16 protein-coding genes are annotated in these 17,161 nt (G+C 70.8%); 9 read left to right on the plus strand and 7 right to left on the minus strand.

The window, feature by feature from the left end:
• The first annotated feature begins 260 nt into the window (after positions 1 to 260).
• From ACGFW6_RS16585 to ACGFW6_RS16600, 4 genes are all read left to right on the plus strand, one after another.
• The gene (locus tag ACGFW6_RS16585) at positions 261 to 989 is read left to right on the plus strand and encodes a BTAD domain-containing putative transcriptional regulator (RefSeq protein ID WP_393509401.1); all 729 of its coding nucleotides are present in this window, start codon (positions 261 to 263) and stop codon (positions 987 to 989) included.
• 136 nt (positions 990 to 1,125) lie between these two features.
• Positions 1,126 to 4,017, plus strand: coding sequence for a polyketide synthase (locus ACGFW6_RS16590; RefSeq protein WP_393509404.1), 2,892 nt, complete (start codon positions 1,126 to 1,128; stop codon positions 4,015 to 4,017).
• Positions 4,014 to 5,192, plus strand: coding sequence for an L-prolyl-[peptidyl-carrier protein] dehydrogenase (gene redW, locus ACGFW6_RS16595; RefSeq protein ID WP_393509407.1), 1,179 nt, complete (start codon positions 4,014 to 4,016; stop codon positions 5,190 to 5,192). Before ACGFW6_RS16590 ends, redW begins: the two co-directional genes overlap by 4 nt.
• A gap of 62 nt (positions 5,193 to 5,254) precedes the next feature.
• A complete protein-coding gene (locus ACGFW6_RS16600) occupies positions 5,255 to 5,569 on the plus strand; it encodes a RedY protein (RefSeq protein ID WP_393509410.1) in 315 nt (104 codons plus the stop codon).
• Between the two features lie 57 nt (positions 5,570 to 5,626).
• Here the strand turns inward: ACGFW6_RS16600 and ACGFW6_RS16605 are convergent, their stop codons facing one another.
• The 7 genes from ACGFW6_RS16605 to ACGFW6_RS16635 all read right to left on the minus strand — a co-directional run bounded on the left by ACGFW6_RS16605 (position 5,627) and on the right by ACGFW6_RS16635 (position 11,616).
• Positions 5,627 to 6,337, minus strand: coding sequence for a response regulator transcription factor (locus ACGFW6_RS16605; RefSeq protein WP_393509413.1), 711 nt, complete (start codon positions 6,335 to 6,337; stop codon positions 5,627 to 5,629).
• A gap of 304 nt (positions 6,338 to 6,641) precedes the next feature.
• The gene (locus ACGFW6_RS16610; protein WP_393509416.1) at positions 6,642 to 7,892 is read right to left on the minus strand and encodes a RedV protein; all 1,251 of its coding nucleotides are present in this window, start codon (positions 7,890 to 7,892) and stop codon (positions 6,642 to 6,644) included.
• A gap of 13 nt (positions 7,893 to 7,905) precedes the next feature.
• Positions 7,906 to 8,694: a 4'-phosphopantetheinyl transferase family protein gene (locus ACGFW6_RS16615; RefSeq protein ID WP_393509419.1), complete on the minus strand. Its 789-nt coding sequence runs from the start codon at positions 8,692 to 8,694 to the stop codon at positions 7,906 to 7,908.
• Between the two features lies 1 nt (position 8,695).
• Entirely contained in the window at positions 8,696 to 9,586 is an 891-nt protein-coding gene (locus ACGFW6_RS16620) for a DUF6206 family protein (RefSeq protein ID WP_393509422.1), read from the minus strand.
• Positions 9,587 to 9,599: 13 nt separating this feature from the next.
• Positions 9,600 to 10,043, minus strand: a complete 444-nt coding sequence (locus ACGFW6_RS16625; RefSeq protein WP_393509425.1) for a DUF6041 domain-containing protein — start codon at positions 10,041 to 10,043, stop codon at positions 9,600 to 9,602.
• Between the two features lie 95 nt (positions 10,044 to 10,138).
• The gene (locus tag ACGFW6_RS16630; RefSeq protein WP_393509428.1) at positions 10,139 to 11,371 is read right to left on the minus strand and encodes a beta-ketoacyl-[acyl-carrier-protein] synthase family protein; all 1,233 of its coding nucleotides are present in this window, start codon (positions 11,369 to 11,371) and stop codon (positions 10,139 to 10,141) included.
• Positions 11,368 to 11,616, minus strand: a complete 249-nt coding sequence (locus ACGFW6_RS16635; protein ID WP_393509431.1) for an acyl carrier protein — start codon at positions 11,614 to 11,616, stop codon at positions 11,368 to 11,370. The genes ACGFW6_RS16630 and ACGFW6_RS16635 overlap by 4 nt, the downstream gene beginning before the upstream one ends.
• A 376-nt stretch (positions 11,617 to 11,992) precedes the next feature.
• Here ACGFW6_RS16635 and ACGFW6_RS16640 point away from each other — a divergent pair, with 376 nt between their 5' ends.
• The 5 genes from ACGFW6_RS16640 to ACGFW6_RS16660 are packed head-to-tail and all read left to right on the plus strand — an operon-like array spanning position 11,993 to position 17,160.
• Positions 11,993 to 12,994, plus strand: a complete 1,002-nt coding sequence (locus ACGFW6_RS16640) for a beta-ketoacyl-ACP synthase III (protein WP_393509434.1) — start codon at positions 11,993 to 11,995, stop codon at positions 12,992 to 12,994.
• Between the two features lie 51 nt (positions 12,995 to 13,045).
• A complete protein-coding gene (locus tag ACGFW6_RS16645) occupies positions 13,046 to 13,294 on the plus strand; it encodes an acyl carrier protein (RefSeq protein ID WP_393509431.1) in 249 nt (82 codons plus the stop codon).
• A complete protein-coding gene (locus ACGFW6_RS16650) occupies positions 13,291 to 13,638 on the plus strand; it encodes an acyl carrier protein (RefSeq protein ID WP_393509437.1) in 348 nt (115 codons plus the stop codon). Before ACGFW6_RS16645 ends, ACGFW6_RS16650 begins: the two co-directional genes overlap by 4 nt.
• The gene (locus ACGFW6_RS16655) at positions 13,635 to 15,506 is read left to right on the plus strand and encodes an aminotransferase class I/II-fold pyridoxal phosphate-dependent enzyme (RefSeq protein ID WP_393509440.1); all 1,872 of its coding nucleotides are present in this window, start codon (positions 13,635 to 13,637) and stop codon (positions 15,504 to 15,506) included. Before ACGFW6_RS16650 ends, ACGFW6_RS16655 begins: the two co-directional genes overlap by 4 nt.
• Positions 15,507 to 15,528: 22 nt before the next feature.
• A complete protein-coding gene (locus ACGFW6_RS16660; protein WP_393509443.1) occupies positions 15,529 to 17,160 on the plus strand; it encodes a D-alanine--poly(phosphoribitol) ligase in 1,632 nt (543 codons plus the stop codon).
• Position 17,161: the final 1 nt, after the last annotated feature.

Consider the following 17,161-nt stretch of genomic DNA (forward strand, 5'->3'; position numbering starts at 1 on the left):
ATTGGATGGATGACAGGGCTCGGCGATGGCTGAAAAACTCAAGCCAGAGTTGAGCGGATCAAAAAACTCCTGTCGCCGGCCAACGGTAGTTCCCTGGAGTCACTGATCCTTTCGAATGGTGCGTTCCTGCTGACCGGCAGGAATGATTCCATTGTGCGTCGGACTCGGGGGAGCGACACTTGCAAATCAATATACTGGGCCCGGTTTCCGTCGTCGCAGATGGGCAGATACGCGCCATTCGAGCCAACAAGGTCCGCGCCATGCTCGCCACCCTTGCGCTGGAGGCGGGGCGGGCGGTGTCCAACGAAGACCTCGTCGACGAACTGTGGTCCGGGCGGGCCATCCGCAACGCCCGAAACGCGTTGCAGGCCACCGCGACCCGACTGCGCAGGGCGATCGAGCCCACCTCGAGCCGGCGCGGCGGCTCCGTGCTGCGCGGGGTGAACAACGGCTACCTCCTGGAGGTGCCACCGGAGTGCGTGGACGGCAACAGGTTCCTCGATCTGGCCTCCCAGGGGGCCGTGCACCTGCCGAGGCGGCCCGAGCGCTCACGGGAGGTCCTGCAGTCGGCTCTCGATCTCTGGCGCGGTCCTGCCCTCCTCGACGCGGGCGACGGCCTGCGCGTGCGGGGCGCGGCGGCCCTCTTCGACGAACGCCGGCTGACCGCCTGTGAAGACCTGGTCGGCGCTCTGCTGTCGGTCGGCGACGAGGGCCGCGCGATCGCGGAACTGCGCCAGTTCGTCGCCCTCCACCCGCTACGGGAACGCTTCTGCGAACTCCTCATGGTCGCTCTGTACCGCGCGGGCCGGCAGGGGGAGGCGCTGGACCTCTTCAGGTGGGCCAGGCGGCGACTCGACGAGGAACTGGGGATACAGCCGGGAGCGCCACTGCAGCGCCTGCACGCCGAGATCCTGGCCCAGGACCCGGCACTGAGGCTGCCGGCCGCGGTCCTGCCGAGTCAGGGCGAACCCGCGGCGGTCAGCAGGTAGCGGACGGCCCGGCGCGTCGAGGCCGGGCTCGCGCCGATGTGTTCGTCCGCCACCCGTGTTCTCCTGTTCCCCGCCTTCGGTCCATGCGGAATTCGCGCGGGTGACGGGCCGAACGACTTGTAGGAGAGACCGCATCATGCCCTCCGATTCGGAATTGCGCCGCGACGAGTGCGTGTCCCCTGATGAGCCTGTGGCGATCGTGGGGATCGCGGCCCTTTATCCCGGTGTTTCGGGAGCGGACGAGTACTGGGAATTACTGAATCGGGAATTCTCGTGCGGCGTCGGGGATCCCGCTGCCGGTTCTCTGGACGACCTGCGCATCGACATTGCCCGATTTGGTATTCCGCCGGCGCAGGCGGGGGCCATGGCCCGTATGCAGGTCCTCATGCTGGAGGCGGCACGCCAGTGCCTGTCGGACGCCGGGCATCCAGGACAGGCACTGCCGGCGGACCGTACCGATGTCATCACCGGCACCTGCTTCGGCCTGGATCGCCAGCACGCCAACGCGCTGCGGATCGCAGCCGGCCGCTACGCCCACGAGGTCGAGCTGGCGGCCGTGGCGGAAGGCGTCGACGAGGCGGCGGCGCGGGCGGCCGCCGGCGAACTGCGGTCGCTGGTGGCACGGCACACGGGCGCCTCCCCGCACGACCGGGTGGGCGAGATGGCGAGCACGATCCCCGCCCGGATCGCCACCGCCTTCAGATTCCGCGGCCGCACGCTCGCGGTCGAGGCGGCGGAGGCGACCTCGTTCGTGGCCCTCGACCATGCGGTGCGCAACCTCCGCCGCGGGGTGTCCGACGCGGTCCTCGTGGTCACGGGACAGCGGTGGGAGAGCCCTTTCCTCACCAGCGCTCTGCGGGCCAAGGGACTCATGGGTCCGACGAGCCGGGGTACCACCGGGCACGAGCCCGGCCGGGTCGGCGAAGGCGTCGGTGCCCTGTTGCTCAAGCGGCTCTCCCGCGCCGTCCGGGACGGCGACCGGACCTACGCCGTGATCCTCGACTCCTCCGTGCGCCATGACTCCCGTCCGGGCGCCTTCCGCTCCTCACGCTCCGCCGAGGTGCGCCGCTCGCTCGCGCGGGCGTCCCTGCGCGCTGCCGCGGTGCGACCCGAGTCGGTGACGTACGTGGAATGCGTGGGCTCGGCCGTCGCCGCTGAGGCCGAGGCGGAACTGGAGGCGCTGGCAGGGCTGCACGGGGGTGCCGCTTCGGCGTCCGTGGCCGTGGGCAGCGTACGGGAGCGGCTGGGGAACACCTTCGCCAACGCCGGTGTCGCCGCCGTCACCAAGGTCGCTCTCGCCCTGCACCACCGGCGGATTCCTCCCCAGCGCGCGCTGGGCGGCGCAGTCGAGAGCGGTCCTCCCGGCGGCACACCGCTGCGGCTGCCGGCCCGGAGCGAGGAGTGGCGCGCGAGCGCCGATGCCACTCCGCGCCGAGCCGCGGTGCTCGGAGCCTCGTTCACCGGGACCGTCTGCCACCTCGTGGTCCAGGAGTACGCGGATGACGGGGCCGGCGCCGCCGCAGAGCCGACGGGGCCGGGCGAACGCCGTGCGTCGTCCACGCCGGGCCGGGTCCAGGGAACCGGGGGCGGGACCACGGCCGTGCCGTGCCCGGAACCGATCGCGGTGGTGGGAGTCGCCGGCCGCTTCGCGGGCGCGGCCGACGCCGACAGCTTCTGGCAGGTCGTCAGCTCCGGCGAGACCCGCATCGGCCCTGTTCCGGAGTCCGTGCTCGACCGGGAGCTGTACTACGCACCGGGAGCCCTCAGTCTCACCCACAGCTACACCGACCACGGCGGTCATGTGCCGGTGCCGCAGGAGCCTCCCGGCGACGTGCGGATCATCCCCTTGCGCCACGCGGCCATGGACGACACTCAGCGCCTTGCGCTCGCCGTGGCCGCCGAGCTGTTCCGGGGACGCGCGGCGCACCCGGGGACAGGCGGTGCGGCCGGACGGCTCACCGGCACGGGACTCGTCGCGATCGGCACCAATCTGGGTCTGACGCGCGAGCGCCGTGCCCACGCGGAGATGTCCCTGCGGTCCTGGGACGAGACGGTCCTGCGACTTCCCGGCTTGGACGGTCTGTCGGCACTGCAGAAGAAGGCCCTGCTGGAAACGGTGCGCGAGAGGATGCCGGGGGCGCCGGACCACGCGATGTCACCGGCTGCCCTCGACGGCTGCCTGGCGAGTGGCGTCGCGGCACTGCTGGCCAACGAGTACCGGCTCGACGCCGTGCCCCTCGGTGTCGAGGCCGCGTGCGCCTCGTCCCTCGCGGCGCTCGACCTCTGCGTCGGCGCGCTTCGGCAGGGGACCGCGGACTTCGCCGTGACGGGCGGGGTCGAGCTGGCCTGCAACACCCGGGACATGGTGCTCTGTTCGGCGCTCGGGCTGCTGTCGCACAGCACGAACGCACCCTTCGACCAGGCGGCCGACGGCTTCAGCCCGGGCGACGGGTGTGGCCTCTTCCTGCTCAAGCGGTACGGCGACGCGCGCCGCGACGGTGACGACATCGTCGGACTCATCAGCGGCATCGGGGCGTCCAACGACGCCAAGTCCCTGATCGCCCCGGACGTGGAGGGGCAGCTGCTGGCCATGCGACGAGCCTTCGCCGAGGTGGACTTCGGGCCGTCCGCGGTCGACTACCTGGAGGCGCACGGCACCGGGACCAAGGTCGGAGACCGGGTCGAGATCGCGGCCGCGGCACGGATGTACGGCGGCGAGCAGCGTTCCCGACCGCTGGAGATCGGGTCGGCCAAGTCGTTCTTCGGCCACACCTTCGCGGCCGCGGGCAGTGCCGGGCTGTTGCGCACGCTGCTCGCCCTGCGGGCAGGGACGCTGCCGCCCAACGCCAACCTGCGGACCCTGAATCCGGCGCTCGACCTCGACGCCGTCCCGGCCGTCGTCCCGACCGCACCCTCGCCGTGGCACCGCCGGCCCGGGCAGCCGAGGCGGGCGGCCGTCAGCTCCTTCGGCACGGGAGGCATCAACTACCACGTACTCGTCGAAGAGCACCTGGACGGAGCGCGATGAACTTCGAATTCGACGCGGACACCGAGGAGATGCGCGCGATGGTCGTCGCGTTCGCCCGGCGCGAGCTCGACGGCCGCAAGGACGCCGAGCGCACCGTGTTCGACGCCGGTGACTTCCGCAGGCGCTGGCGGCTCGCGGGCGCACAGGGGCTGGTGGGGGGTGCGGTACCCCTGGAGTACGGCGGCAGTGGTCTGGACGCGGTCACCTCGTCCGTCGTCATGGAGGCACTGGGCTACGGCACCGAGGACACCGGGTTCGCCTTCTCCGTCGCCGCCCATCTGTTCGCCTCGGCGATGCCCATCGTCGAGTTCGGGACGGAGGAACAGAAGCGGGAGTGGCTCCCCGCGCTCTGCTCGGGAGAGCGGATCGCCGCGCACGGCATCACGGAGCCGGAGGCGGGATCCGACGCGCTGAACCTGCGAACCCGCGCGGAGCGCAAGGGAGACGCGTACGTGCTCCAGGGCAGCAAGTGCTTCACGACGAACGCTCCCGTCGCCGACACCTTCGTGGTGCAGGCGGCCACCGAGCCGAACGGGGGCTTCTTCGGACTCACGGCGTTCATCGTCGAGGCCGGCACCCCCGGACTCAGCGTCGGTCCGGTCTACGACAAGGTCGGACTGCGTGGATCGCCCACGGCCGATGTCCACTTCGACGCCTGCGTCGTCCCGGCCCGACAGATGCTCGGCGCCGAGGGCTCGGGGGCCAGTGTCTTCTCCGCGTCCATGAAGTGGGAGCGCGTCTGCCTGTTCGCCATATACCTGGGCGCGATGCGCCGCATCCTGGAGTCCACGATCGAATACGCCGGGGAGCGCGAACAGTTCGGTTCCCCCATCGGCGGCTTCCAGGCGGTCAGCCACCGGATCGTGGACATGACGGTGCGCCTGGAGTCCGCCCGGCTCCTGCTGTACAAGGCCGCCTGGCAACTGGCACGCGGCAGCCAGGACGAGATCGCACCGGCACTCGCGAAACTCGCGGTCAGCGAGGCCGCCGTACAGCTGGGCCTGGACGCCGTCCAGGTCCGTGGCGGCCTGGGGATCGTCGAGGGAGAGGCCGAGACCTTCCTGCGTGACGCCCTGCCCGCACGCGTCTTCTCGGGCACCAGCGAGATCCAGAAGAACAACATCGCCCGCGCGCTGGGTCTGGGAACCAACCCGCGCCCACGCCGACGCCGTTGACGGTCCCGCCCGCGACGGCGCCCCACCCCCCATCCGGCCGGAGGCCCACCTTGCCGATCATCATGCACCGCATACAACTGCACGACGGCGTCGAAGCCGACCGCTTCGAGAAGTGGGTGCGGGAGGTCGACTACGCGACCTGCCCCGAGCTGCCCAGCGTCCTCGCCTTCGGTGTCCAGCGAGTGGTGGCCGGGCCGTCCGAACCGTCGGTCGGCCCCCTTCAATACTTCGAGATCATCGAGGTGACCAGTCGCGAGGCGTTCGAGCGCGACATGGAAAGCTCACCGTTTCAGCGGCTCGTCGAGGACTTCGGTCATATGGCGCGGGTCGTCGAGGAGGTGACGGGAGAACGGATCGGCGACGGGTACCGGGCGTAGGAGTTTCACGCGGCAAGGTTGAAACACAAACTGAATCCTTTTCAGTTCGGTGCCGGCTCAGGTGGCCGATTTTCGCCCGATCGCCGAGATGAGGCCGGACTCGTAGGCGACGGCTACGGCCTGTGCGCGTGTGCCCACTCCGAGCTTCCTCAGTAAATGGTGAACGTGGGTCCGTACCGTCGCCGTGGAAACAGACAATTTCTCTGCTATCCCGGCATTGGACTTCCCTTGGGCGAGCAGCACAATCACTTCGGATTCCCGTGGTGTCAGAGGGGCCATCAGGCTCATGGCCGGCTCCGGGCAGGTCTCGTCCGGTGGGTGGTGGAGGAGGCTCGGCCTGGCCTCCTCGGATATGACGATGGCCCCGCCGGCGCTGACCGTCCGCAGTATGTGCACCAGTTCGTCGGCCGAGGTGCCCGGAGTCAGGACCGCCTGGACACCGACGCGCAGGGCCTCGACGCAGCGCAGCGCGTTCTCCGTCTTCGCGATGAGGACCACCTTCGTGCCGTTGGACAGAGCGGCGAGTTCCCGCTTGTGCTCCACGGTCAGCGCAGGTGACACGATCACGAGGACGTCAGGCTCCTGTTGCGCGGCGGCTGCCGCGGACTCGGCGCCCGTCGTGTTGCCGACCACGGTGATGTCGGGTTCCTGGTCGAGCAGCGCTCGCATCCCGGCACCCAGGATTGCGTCCTCGCAGCAAATGAGCACACGAATGATCACCGGCTTCCTCCCATGGGATGGGACCGCGCGGGTGCAGGGGTCGTCCACCCGTCATGGCCAGGGGTATGACGTGGGCCGGGAACGCCCTCATCGGGCGATGGCTGGGTGGACTGTCCAGGTGGACCGGCGGGCGGATTTCGGTCGTGGTCGCATGCGGTGGTGCAAAGTCCGTGCCTCCCCCGAGAGTGCGCCGAAGCGCGCTTCCGACACTCATTGCTGCCCAGGGCGACTGATTGTGAGGTCCTCTTTTTCGCCCATGTAACAATTCGTATAAGCGCACATTGAGGCTAGCACGTAATGAGGTAGTGAAAACACGAGACTTGGACGTTGACAGCCGCCTATCCGGTGAGCGTCATACGAGTCGCAGCGCGCGGGACGCCGCGAGCCGGCGAGACGGCGGGAACTGCGTGGCCGCACGTCCCAGTCTGCTCACGAAGAACGCCCGCCCCGGCAGCCCGAGCAGACCCTCCAACTCGGCCCGGGCGTCGTCGTGCTGGAGGATGACACTCACGGGATGCAGGACCAGTCCGGCGCGGGTCGCACCGAGCCAGTAGTCGGCCAGAACGGCGCCGCCGCGGACGACGGACTCGACGCCGGGCGCCTCGTCGTCGAAGCCCAGGGCGACGGCGGCAGGAGAGCACCGGACCACCGCGGCGAGCTGACGGGCGAGGAGCCGGTGGTAGCCCACATGACGCAGGACCCGCATGGTCGCGGGCGCCAGAGCGATCCGCATGCCGAGTCGACGCGGCGGCGCCATCGGTCCGAAGAGCTGACCCAGAGTGAAGCCGTCCCCGCTGGTCTCGGCGTCGGCCTCGTCACGGCGTATGAACGAGTGCGTCTCCCTCCAGGCGGCACGGTGGCTGAAATCGCGCCCGCCGTGCCTACGGACGAGGTCGGCGACCGCGGCGCGCTCCGCACCGTCCGTCATGTGGCGGACGGTGACCTCCGCGTCGTGCCCCGCCGCTGCCCGGACCAACGACAGCCCCGATCCTGCCGTCGACAGCCCCGCGAGCGCGGCGGGGTCGATCCTGTCGGGACGGTAGGGACCCCGGTTGGTGTGCCGGGCGCGAACGGTGTCGCCCAGCTCGGCGAGCTCGTTCCCGGGGGTGTGCGCGTGCGCCAGGCGGACGACGCACAGCGGCACCCAGGCACGCGGCCACCGGCCACCGAAGATCCGGTCGGGATCGGCGTCCCTCAGCCCGTGGACCGGCCCGGCCGGGTCGACGAAGCGGACCCCGTCCGCCCGCCAGCCCTGGGCGGCCAGGGCCCGCAGCAGGATCTCCGCGTACGCGCCACAGCTGACCAGCATCTCGACCCCGTGCGCGGGGAGCGCGGTGAGCCGCCGCGCACGGTCCAGGGCGAGGACCAGGTACTCGAACTCGTCCTGCGCGGCGGGACCGCAGCCCGCCCGCTCGGCGGTCTCCGCGAGCAGCGCCGTCGCGGTGCGCCGAGCGCCCGCGCCGATCGTCCACCCCACGCCCCAGGGCTGACAGTTGTGCGAGGACGGACTGCGGGCGGCGATCTCGGCCGCCACCTGGAGCGCGTCCTGGAAGGCCACTCCCCGGTTCGCGGGAGCGGACGGGGAGGGGGATGTCGATGTCACTGCCGCTGAGCTCCTATCGCCACACCAACGCCACGGAGTAGCCGTCGACTTCACGTGCCCAACTGTCGAACCGAGTCCCGTCGCCCCGGGACACATGACGCCGCAGACCCGGCCCGGCTCGCCACGAGAAACGGCCGTCGGGACGCCAGCCGGTCAGCTCGACCTCCTGCGGGTCGACGCGCAGGCCGAAACCGAAGTGCTTCAGCACCGCCTCCTTGCACGCCCAGCGCAAGGACAGCGGCATGGCCCGCACACCGGCGGACTCCGGGTCCGTCGCCGCACCGGGCGTGGGAGTGAGCAGCTCCGTGAGCATCGGGGGCATGCGCCGGGTGCGCTCGACGTCGATGCCGACGGCGCGCGGACCGCACACGGCGACGGCGAAGTCCACCGAGTGGGACAGCCCGACCTCGACGGGGAGGTCGACCCACGGCCTGCCGGCCCGCAGGCCCTGGGTGACGGCGTTGATGTGCACGTCGCGGGTGCCCGTCCGCGCGTCGAAGTGCCGCCGCCCGTACGCGCACACCGCGTGCTTGAGCGCCAGGCGCCCCGCCAGCCACTCCAAGCGCCTTTTGGGCAGCCGCAGTTGACGCGCCCGTACCGACTCGGCGGCGCTCAGGTGCCGGGACTCCAGGGCCGTACGAGCCCGGTCGTCGATCGTGCGCAGCCATGCGATCGACACCACGGACACCGTCAGGGGCCCGCGCACGTGACGGACGTACAAGGGCCGTCCCGGATCGAGGGTCAGGCAGTCGTCGAGCCCGGTCACCGTCACGCGGGCAGGCGGTGCGGTCACGGTGCTCACGTCAGCGGTCCACGGGCGGCGGCAGCAGGAACGGATAGGGGCGGCGCCGGATCTTCAGGTGCCAGAAGCGGTCGGCCTTGCGCAGCCGCTGGATCAGCTCCCACATCCGCGCGTCGTCGCGGTAGTAGGCCGCGACCTCCTCGGCGGTGATGGGCTCGGCCAGACGGCCGTTGGCCTGGTCCAGGAACGCCGGGATCAGCGAGTCGAGCCGTTCCTTGTGGAGATTGCCGAGGAAGTCCAGCAGCACACCGCGCGTCCCGTAGAACTTGTCGAAGATCGACTTGGTCAGCGACAGCCGGACCGCGTCGCGCAGCACCCACGGCAGCGAGGTGAAGAAGAGCCGGACGTCGAGCTTCTCCCGGCCCCTGTCGTCACGCATGAGAGGGGAGGTCACGTCGAGATACGTCAACTCGCCGCCCATGTCCATCCAGTTGGACGCCTGGGCGTCCAGCCCGAGGGAGGGGGACACCGTGCGGTCCACCTGGTCCAGGAAGCGCGAGAAGAAGTCCTTGGCCCATGTCTCGTCCTCGGTGTGCAGGAGCCGGGAGCACAGCCGCCGCTCCGGCAGCTCGCGTTGCACGCAGTACGCCACGATCCGCCCGCCCGGCCGATGGGCGTGCCACAACCGCGTGCCGGCGACGTTCAGGCCGGTGTCGGCCAGGCGCCGCAGGTACTCGTCGAGGCCACGCCGGTAGTTCTCGAAGCGCGCGCGGTCGGGGAACACCGGCAGCCGTTTGCAGGCATAGGAACCCTGGGCGGTCCGCAGCCGGAGCACCAGGGTGACCTCGCCATGGCCCAGGATGTCCAGGGAGCTGTCGTCCGCGGTGCGCAGCGCGCCCTGGACCTGGGTCTCCAGATGGCCGAGTTCGTCGTGGGGAACGGTGAAGGACATGGGCATCGGGCCTTTACGTCTCTGTGTCCGCCCCGGCTTCGGCGCGGTGACGGGAGGAGCCGGCCGGTGCACGGCGGTGCACCACGATCAGAAGGACGGCGGCGGCGAAGAACGCGGCGTCGAGCAGCAGGATCTCGGGCACGCTGCCGACCAGGATGATCACGAAGAGGACCAGCATCAGCAGTTGTCCGTAGAGCGCCGCGAGCACCAGTTCCCGGTTGCGGATCAACACCAGGCCACTGACGACCATCGCGGCCGCGACGAAGACGGTGACGGCTGTCGGGCTCTCGGCGAGCCAGTCGGTGAAGTCCCCGAGCACGGCGATGTCGTGGTTGGCGTCGGCGGCGTCGTTCAGACGCTGCTCCACCGACTCGACCTCCGGGAAGAACTTGCCGACGCCCGCGATGACGTAGAGGACGCCGACGACGCGCTGCAGGATCAGGATTGGTTTGGTCACCTGTCGGATTCTTCCGATGTCGGGGCCGACTGGCCGGGGGTGTTTCCGGACAAGATCCGTCGACGGCGGCCGCCCGCTCACGCGGCTGTGACGACTCATGCGGCTGTGACGACCAGGACGGCGTTCTGACCGCCGAAGCCGAACGAGTTGCTCACCGCCACCTCCACGCCGCGCCGGCGCGGCGAACCGGCGACCACGTCCAACTCGATGCCGGGATCCGGCCGTTGCAGGTTGGCCGTCGGAGGAATCGTCCCGCGCTCGACGGTGAGCACGGTCAGCGCGGCCTCGATCGCACCGGCCGCCCCCAGCGTGTGACCGATGACGCCCTTGGCCGACGTCACGGCGGCACCCTCGCCGAGGACCTTGCGCAGTGCCCGCGCCTCCGCCGCGTCGTTCAACGGCGTGGACGTGCCATGGGCGTTGACGTGGTCCACCTCGTCCGGCATGACGTCCGCGGCGGCCAGTGCCGTGCGCAGGGCCTGGATGACGCCGGTGCCCTCGGGGTCCGGGGCGGTCATGTGGTGGGCGTCGGCCGACGCGCCGTATCCGGCCAGTCGCGCCCGGACACGTGCTCCACGGGCCCGCGCGTCCGCCTCCCGCTCCAGGACCAGCATGCCGCTGCCCTCACCGATGACGAACCCGTCGCGGTCCGCGTCGAACGGCCGGGAGGCGGCGGCGGGTTCGTCGAGCCGTCTCGACAGCGCCCCCATCTGGGCGAAGCCGGTCACCATGAGAGGACTCACGCCCGCTTCGCCGCCACCCGCGATCACGACGTCGCAACTGCCGTCGCGCAGCAGCTGCAGCGCCGCGCCGATCGCGGTGGCCCCGGACGCGCAGGCTGTCGCCGTGACGAAGTTGGGACCCGTGGCCCGCAGGTCCATGGCCAGGTGGCCGGCGACCATGTTGGGCACCAGCATCGGGATCAGCAGCGCGGACACCGCCTGCGGCCCCTGCTCCAGCATGCGCCGGTGCTGGGTCTCCCACGTCGCCACACCGCCCAGACCGCAGCCCACCACCACCGCGACACGCGCACCGTCCCACGTCCCGGGGTCCAGGCCGGAGTCGGCGACGGCCTCCCGCGCCGCGGCGATGGAGAGCTGGATGAACCGGTCGTGCGTCAGAGAACTGCGCCGCCCCACGTGCTCACGCGCGGAGAAGCCCGGCACCGTGCAGGAGATGTCCACGGACAGGCCCGCCAGCAGCGGGTTCCTGGCGGCGGCCGACCTGCCCGCGCACACCCCCTGCCAGGTGGCGTCGCTGCCGATGCCGGCGGCGGTGACCAGGCCGATCCCGGTGACGGCGGTGGCGGGTGGGGTGCGTGCGGTCATGACGAGGCCGTGGTGGTGGTCTGCCGTTCCAGCAGCTCGGCGACCTGGCTGATCGTGTCGCCGGGTGAGGCGGCGTCGTCGTCGAGGTGCACGCCGAGTTCCGACTGGATCACCAGGAGCAGTTCCACGAGGAACAGGGAGTCCATGTCGAGGTCCTCGAACGTGGTGTCCGGGCCGATCTCGGCGCGGTCCACCTCGAAACGGTCGACGAGAAGGCCGACCAGCCTGCCGTACATCGCACTCATGGGATGCGCCCTACCTTTCCGGAGGCCCGTCCTCACGCTCCGCGGGGAGCAGGGGCGAACGCGCATTCACGTGCCGGGTGTTCGCCGTACCGAGTCTGGGACGTGGGACTTACCGGCCACTGACGGATGGCTTACGGCTCGCTGACCGGACCGGCGCCCCGCCCTCCGGAGTCCGCACCGCACCGACCGCCCCAGAACCGCGGCCGCACGCCGCGTCAGTCATCGGTCAGTGCTTGGTAAGCCATCGGTCAGGCCACCGGACAAGACTCGGCTCGGACAGCAGCCCAGGCCCCGGAGGACGAGGAGCTCACGTGGTGGCACGTCGTGCGGACAGGCCGAAGCAGGGCACCGCCGAAGACCCCTGTGGCGGACTCCGGTGAACCGGGCCGCCGTCATGGCCGGCGTCGGCAGCTGCCTGCCGAACCGGGCCGTGTCCAACGACGAGCTGGCCGGCCGGCTGGACACCTCCGACGCGTGGATACGCTCACGGACCGGCATCGCACAGCGCTACGTCGCGGCACCGGGCACGGCCACCTCGGACCTCGCCGTCGGCGCGGGCGCGAAGGCCCTCAAGAGCTCGGGCGAGCCCACCGTGGACGCCGTGATCGTCGCCACGACCACGCCGGACCGTCCCTGTCCGGCGACCGCTCCGGTCGTGGCCGCCCGCCTGGGCATGACGGGGACCGCCGCCTACGACGTGTCCGCCGTGTGCACGGGCTTCGTGTATGGGCTGGCGACCGCGGCGGGCCTGATCCTCGCGGAGGTGGCCGACCGGGTCCTGGTGATCGGGGCGGAGACCTTCTCGACCCTTCTCGACCCGGATGACCGGTCCACCTCCGTCATCTTCGGGGACGGAGCCGGCGCCGTCGTCCTGCGTTCCGGCACCGCCACAGAACCCGGAGCGCTCGGCCCCTTCGACCTCGGGAGCGACGGAGAGGGCGAGTCCCTCATCACCGTGCCCGCGGGCGGCTCGCGGCAGCGCCTCTCCGGGGAGGCGCCGCGCGCGAACGAGGCGTACTTCGCCATGTCCGGCAAGGAGGTGTTCCGCCACGCGGTACGCCGCATGACCGGCTCGGCGCAGGCCGTGCTCGCCCGTGCGGGCTGGCACGCCGGCGACGTCGACCACCTGGTGAGCCATCAGGCCAACCTCCGCATCACCCACCACGTCGCGGAGGGGATCGGGCTTCCCAGGGAGCGGTGCTTCAGCAACATCGCCGAGGTGGGGAACACGGCGGCCGCGTCCATCCCCCTCGCGCTCGACCAGGCGCACACCCGGGGGGTGCTGCAGCCGGCGCAGCGGGTGCTGCTCACCGCGTTCGGCGGTGGGCTGACCTGGGGGTCGACGGTGCTGACCTGGCCGCGGCTGGACCGGTCCTGACCCACGGCATCCGGCCTCCGACCGAGAACGACAGAGAGCAGGAGCTCAGCCATGAGTGCGATGTACGGCAGGCTGGTCGGCCTTCTCGTCGACCGTTTCGAGGTGGACCGCGCCGAGATCGGCCCGGACACCACGTTCGAGGACCTCGACATGGACTCCCTGTTCCTCGTGGAACTGCTCCTGGTGATCCAGTCGGAACTCGGCGTGCACCTCGACGACGACGCCGCCTCACCCGGCGACACGATCAGCCAGGTCGCCGAGCTGCTGGAACGGCAGACCACCACCACGGCCTCGTCATGACCGCACGCACCCCACCCGCCACCGCCGCCGTCGACCCGTGGCAACCCGGCCAAGGGCTGCCGGACACACAGCCGAGGACGACCATGAGCACCCAGCAGTCAATCATCGACCACATCGCCGACGTCTGGCTCGACGGCGACGCCGACGGCCTCGACGGGCAGGTCCCCCTCGCCGAACTCAACATCATCGACTCGGCGGACATCTTCTCCCTCGTGCACTACCTGCAGGACCGCTTCCGGATCACCGTTCCGCTGCGGGAGGTCTCCCCGGCCAACTTCCGGACCGTCGACGCGATCGCGTCCCTCGTCGAACGGCTCCGGCGTCAGGAGGAGGGCGTCCGATGACGAACACCACGGGGGACACCCGGCACGGGGGAGCCGTCCACCGCCAGATCCTGGACATCGTCGCCTCGCGCACGCTGTACGACGAGTCCTACCTCCTGCCCGACAGCCACTTCGAGGCGGACCTCGGGATCGACTCGGTGATCCTCGAATCCATCCTGGCGTCGGTCAACGAACACTTCACCCTGAGCCCGCCGCTGGCCGAAGGCCCCACGACGATCCGGGAACTCGTCGACGCCGTCGAGCAGGCCCTGGGCGGCGACGCCGGTCCTGCCGGACCGCACGCCGACGCGGTGCTGGAGACGGTGGTCGCCGCGGCACAACGGCACACCCAGTACCAGCTTCACCAGCTGCCCGTCGACGCCGACCTGGAGAGCGAGCTCGGCATCGACTCCGTCGTCCTCGCCTCGATCGTCGCCGACGCCGCACGTGAACTCGGCCTCGCCGACGGCGCGATGGACCCGACCGGCGTGACGTCCCTGCGCGCACTCGCGGCCGGGCTGCGCTCCGCGAGCGAGAAGACCGACTCCGCCCACCGGCCGCCGTCCGTCGGTCCCGCCCCGCTCATCGCGCCGGAGGAGGGCGACGGACCCGCCGGGTACCCGGCGGAGTGGGACGGCCGCTCCATGAAGGACTTCGTGGAGGAGCGCAGCCCGGACCTGTTCGCCAAGACCCGCACCTTCGGCACGTACCTGCGGCGGCGCGAGGCCGAACGGCTCTACTGGTACGGGATGCCGCTGCGCTCCCGGTGCGGCAACCGGGCCGTCATCTTCGACGAACTCGAAGGCCGCGAACGCGAGTTCCTCATGTTCGCCTCCAACAACTACCTCGGCCTCGCCAACCACCCCGAGGTGATCGAGGCGGTGTGCGACGCCACCCGCCGCTACGGGGCGACCCACACCGGCTCCCGCTTCATCGGTGGCACCAACACGCTCCACAAGGAGCTGGAACGCCGGCTCGCGGCCTTCAAACAACGCCCGGCCTGCATCGTCTATCCCGGTGGCTACGCCGCGAACCTGGGTGCGATCTCCGCGCTCGTCAAGAGCTACGACACCCTCGTGGTCGACCGGCTCAACCACATGAGCATCGCCGACGGAGCCCGGCTCTCGGGCGGCATCCGCAAGATCTACCAGCACAACGACATGGCGGACCTGGAGCGGATCCTCAAGCGTGCCGACGACCGGTCCGGGGGCCGGCTGATCGTCGCCGACGGTGTGTTCAGCATGCACGGCGACATCTGCGACCTGCCCGAGATCGTCCGCCTGGCGAAGGAGTACGACGCCAGGATCATGATCGACGACGCCCACGCCACCGGCGTCCTCGGCGAGCGGGGCTCCGGCACGGCAGAGCACTTCGGCCTCAAGGGCGAGGTCGACCTCGAACTCGGCACGATGAGCAAGACGCTGGCGGGCATGGGCGGCTTCGTCGTCGGCGAGGAAGAGGTCGTCGAGTACCTCCGCTTCTACTCGAACTCGTACGTGTTCGCCGCCAACATCCCGGCCGGAGTGGCCGCGGGACTGATCGCGTCGATCGACGTCATCGAGTCGGAACCCGAGCGGATCACGCGGCTGTGGTCCAACATCCGGCTGCTGCACGGCCAGTTGGCCGACGCCGGCTTCGACCTGGAGAACACGCGGAGCGCCATCCTGCCCATCGTCATCGGCGACGAGCGCAAGGCCATGGAGATGGGCCGGGCGGTACGGGCCCGCGGACTCTACTGCCAGACGGTGGTCTTCCCCGGCGTGCCGCTCGGCGACGCCCGACTGCGCGTCAGCGTCACCTGCGAGCACACGCGGGAGGACCTGGAGAACGCCGCGGGCATCTTCGTCGAGTCGGCCCGCGAGGTCGGTGTACTGCCCTCGGCGGCGTGAGGCGACGGTGACGGGAGCAGACATGACGCACACGACGAGCCAGTCCGACACCGCGCTGATCCGTTTGCCACGGTCCCTCTCACCGGCGCAGTCGGCCCGTCCCGCCCTCGTGGGGGAGCGGACGGTGACCTACGGCGAACTGCAGGCCGGCGTTGCCGCCGTGGCCTCGGGGCTGCTCGGCATCGGCGCCGCGGTCGGCGACCGCGTGGCGATCTGGATGGACAAGCAGCCGCGCTACGCGGAGGCGATCCTCGCCACCCTGCAGGCCGGATGCGTCTACGTCCCCCTCGACGGCGGCCAGCCGGCGAGCCGGGTCCGCACCATCCTCGCCGACTGCGAACCGCTGGTCCTCTTCACCGACCGCCACCACTGGGAGCTGCTGGCCGGCCTCGAACTGCCGGGCTCGGTCAGGACGGTCGTCGTGTCGCAGGACACGGCCGACCGGCCATCGCGTCCCCTGCCCGCGGCGGACGGCGCCGGGGCCCGCGTGGAGACCTGGGAGGACTTCGCCGCCGGCGCCGCGCGGCACATCGTGTTCCTGCCCGGCGTGGACCGCGACGACCTCGCCTCGATCCTCTACACCTCCGGATCCACGGGCACGCCCAAGGGCGTCCGAATCAGCTACCGCAATCTGGCGAACTTCATCCGGTGGGCGCGTGCCGAGCTGCTCGTGGGCCCGGACGACGTCTTCGCCAACCACGCCTCGTTCAACTTCGACCTGTCCACGTTCGACCTGTTCACCGCCCTGTCGGCCGGGGCGCGCGTCTGGATCGTCGCCGACGACCGGACACGCGACACCGCCGCGCTCGCCGCGGGCATCCGCGAGCACGGCGTCACCGTGTGGTACTCGGTGCCGTCGGTGCTGCACCTGCTCACCGCGTCCGGAGCGCTCACCCCCGAGACCGCACGCAGCCTGCGCTACGTCCTGTTCGCCGGCGAGGTCTTCCCGATCCGGCAGCTGCGGGCGCTGACCGCGCTGCTGCCCGCCGGAACGGAGCTGTACAACCTGTACGGCCCCACGGAGACCAACGTCTGCACCTACCACCGCGTCAGCCCCGAGGACCTGACACGCGACGAACCCGTACCGATCGGCCTCCCGGTCACCGGCGCCCGGGTGTTTGTCGTCGACGAGGACGGGCGCGTGCTCGACGGGCAGGACGCCTTCGGCGAGTTGGTCGTGGAAGGCGACTGTGTCACGCCCGGCTACTGGCGCCGGGAGACCGAGCCCGCGGCCGCGGACCACTGGAAGGGCCGCCACGCCACCGGTGATCTCGTCAGCTACGAACAGGGCGAACTCGTCTACCGCGGCCGCAAGGACCGCATGGTGAAACTCTCCGGCTACCGCGTCGAACTGGGCGAGATAGAAGCCGCCGCGCTCCGGCACCCGGACATCTCCTCCGCCGCCGTGGTCGTCGACACGCAGAGCGACGACCGGCGAATCGCCCTCTACTACACGCTGCGGACCGCCGGTCCGGGGCCGGGCCTCATCGAGATCAAGCGGCACTGCGCGCGGTATCTGCCCCGCTACATGCTCCCGCAGACGGCGACCCGCCTGGAGGCGCTGCCGCGCAACGCCAACGGCAAGACGGACTACCGCCGGCTGTGCGAAACCGCCGGCGCGGCCCGGCCCGCGCGGGCTCTGCCCGGAAAGTGAC

This window comes from Streptomyces sp. Y7, assembly GCF_043195415.1.
Taxonomy (GTDB): Bacteria; Actinomycetota; Actinomycetes; order Streptomycetales; family Streptomycetaceae; genus Streptomyces.

What these genes read in the sequence shown, in the direction of transcription:
- ACGFW6_RS16585 (WP_393509401.1), top strand. Translation starts at nt 261, where the DNA reads ATGCTCGCCACCCTTGCGCTGGAGGCGGGGCGGGCGGTGTCCAACGAA.
- ACGFW6_RS16590 (WP_393509404.1), top strand. Translation starts at nt 1,126, where the DNA reads ATGCCCTCCGATTCGGAATTGCGCCGCGACGAGTGCGTGTCCCCTGAT.
- redW (WP_393509407.1), top strand. Translation starts at nt 4,014, where the DNA reads ATGAACTTCGAATTCGACGCGGACACCGAGGAGATGCGCGCGATGGTC.
- ACGFW6_RS16600 (WP_393509410.1), top strand. Translation starts at nt 5,255, where the DNA reads ATGCACCGCATACAACTGCACGACGGCGTCGAAGCCGACCGCTTCGAG.
- ACGFW6_RS16620 (WP_393509422.1), bottom strand. Translation starts at nt 9,586, where the DNA reads ATGTCCTTCACCGTTCCCCACGACGAACTCGGCCATCTGGAGACCCAG.
- ACGFW6_RS16630 (WP_393509428.1), bottom strand. Translation starts at nt 11,371, where the DNA reads ATGACCGCACGCACCCCACCCGCCACCGCCGTCACCGGGATCGGCCTG.
- ACGFW6_RS16635 (WP_393509431.1), bottom strand. Translation starts at nt 11,616, where the DNA reads ATGAGTGCGATGTACGGCAGGCTGGTCGGCCTTCTCGTCGACCGTTTC.
- ACGFW6_RS16645 (WP_393509431.1), top strand. Translation starts at nt 13,046, where the DNA reads ATGAGTGCGATGTACGGCAGGCTGGTCGGCCTTCTCGTCGACCGTTTC.
- ACGFW6_RS16650 (WP_393509437.1), top strand. Translation starts at nt 13,291, where the DNA reads ATGACCGCACGCACCCCACCCGCCACCGCCGCCGTCGACCCGTGGCAA.
- ACGFW6_RS16655 (WP_393509440.1), top strand. Translation starts at nt 13,635, where the DNA reads ATGACGAACACCACGGGGGACACCCGGCACGGGGGAGCCGTCCACCGC.
- ACGFW6_RS16660 (WP_393509443.1), top strand. Translation starts at nt 15,529, where the DNA reads ATGACGCACACGACGAGCCAGTCCGACACCGCGCTGATCCGTTTGCCA.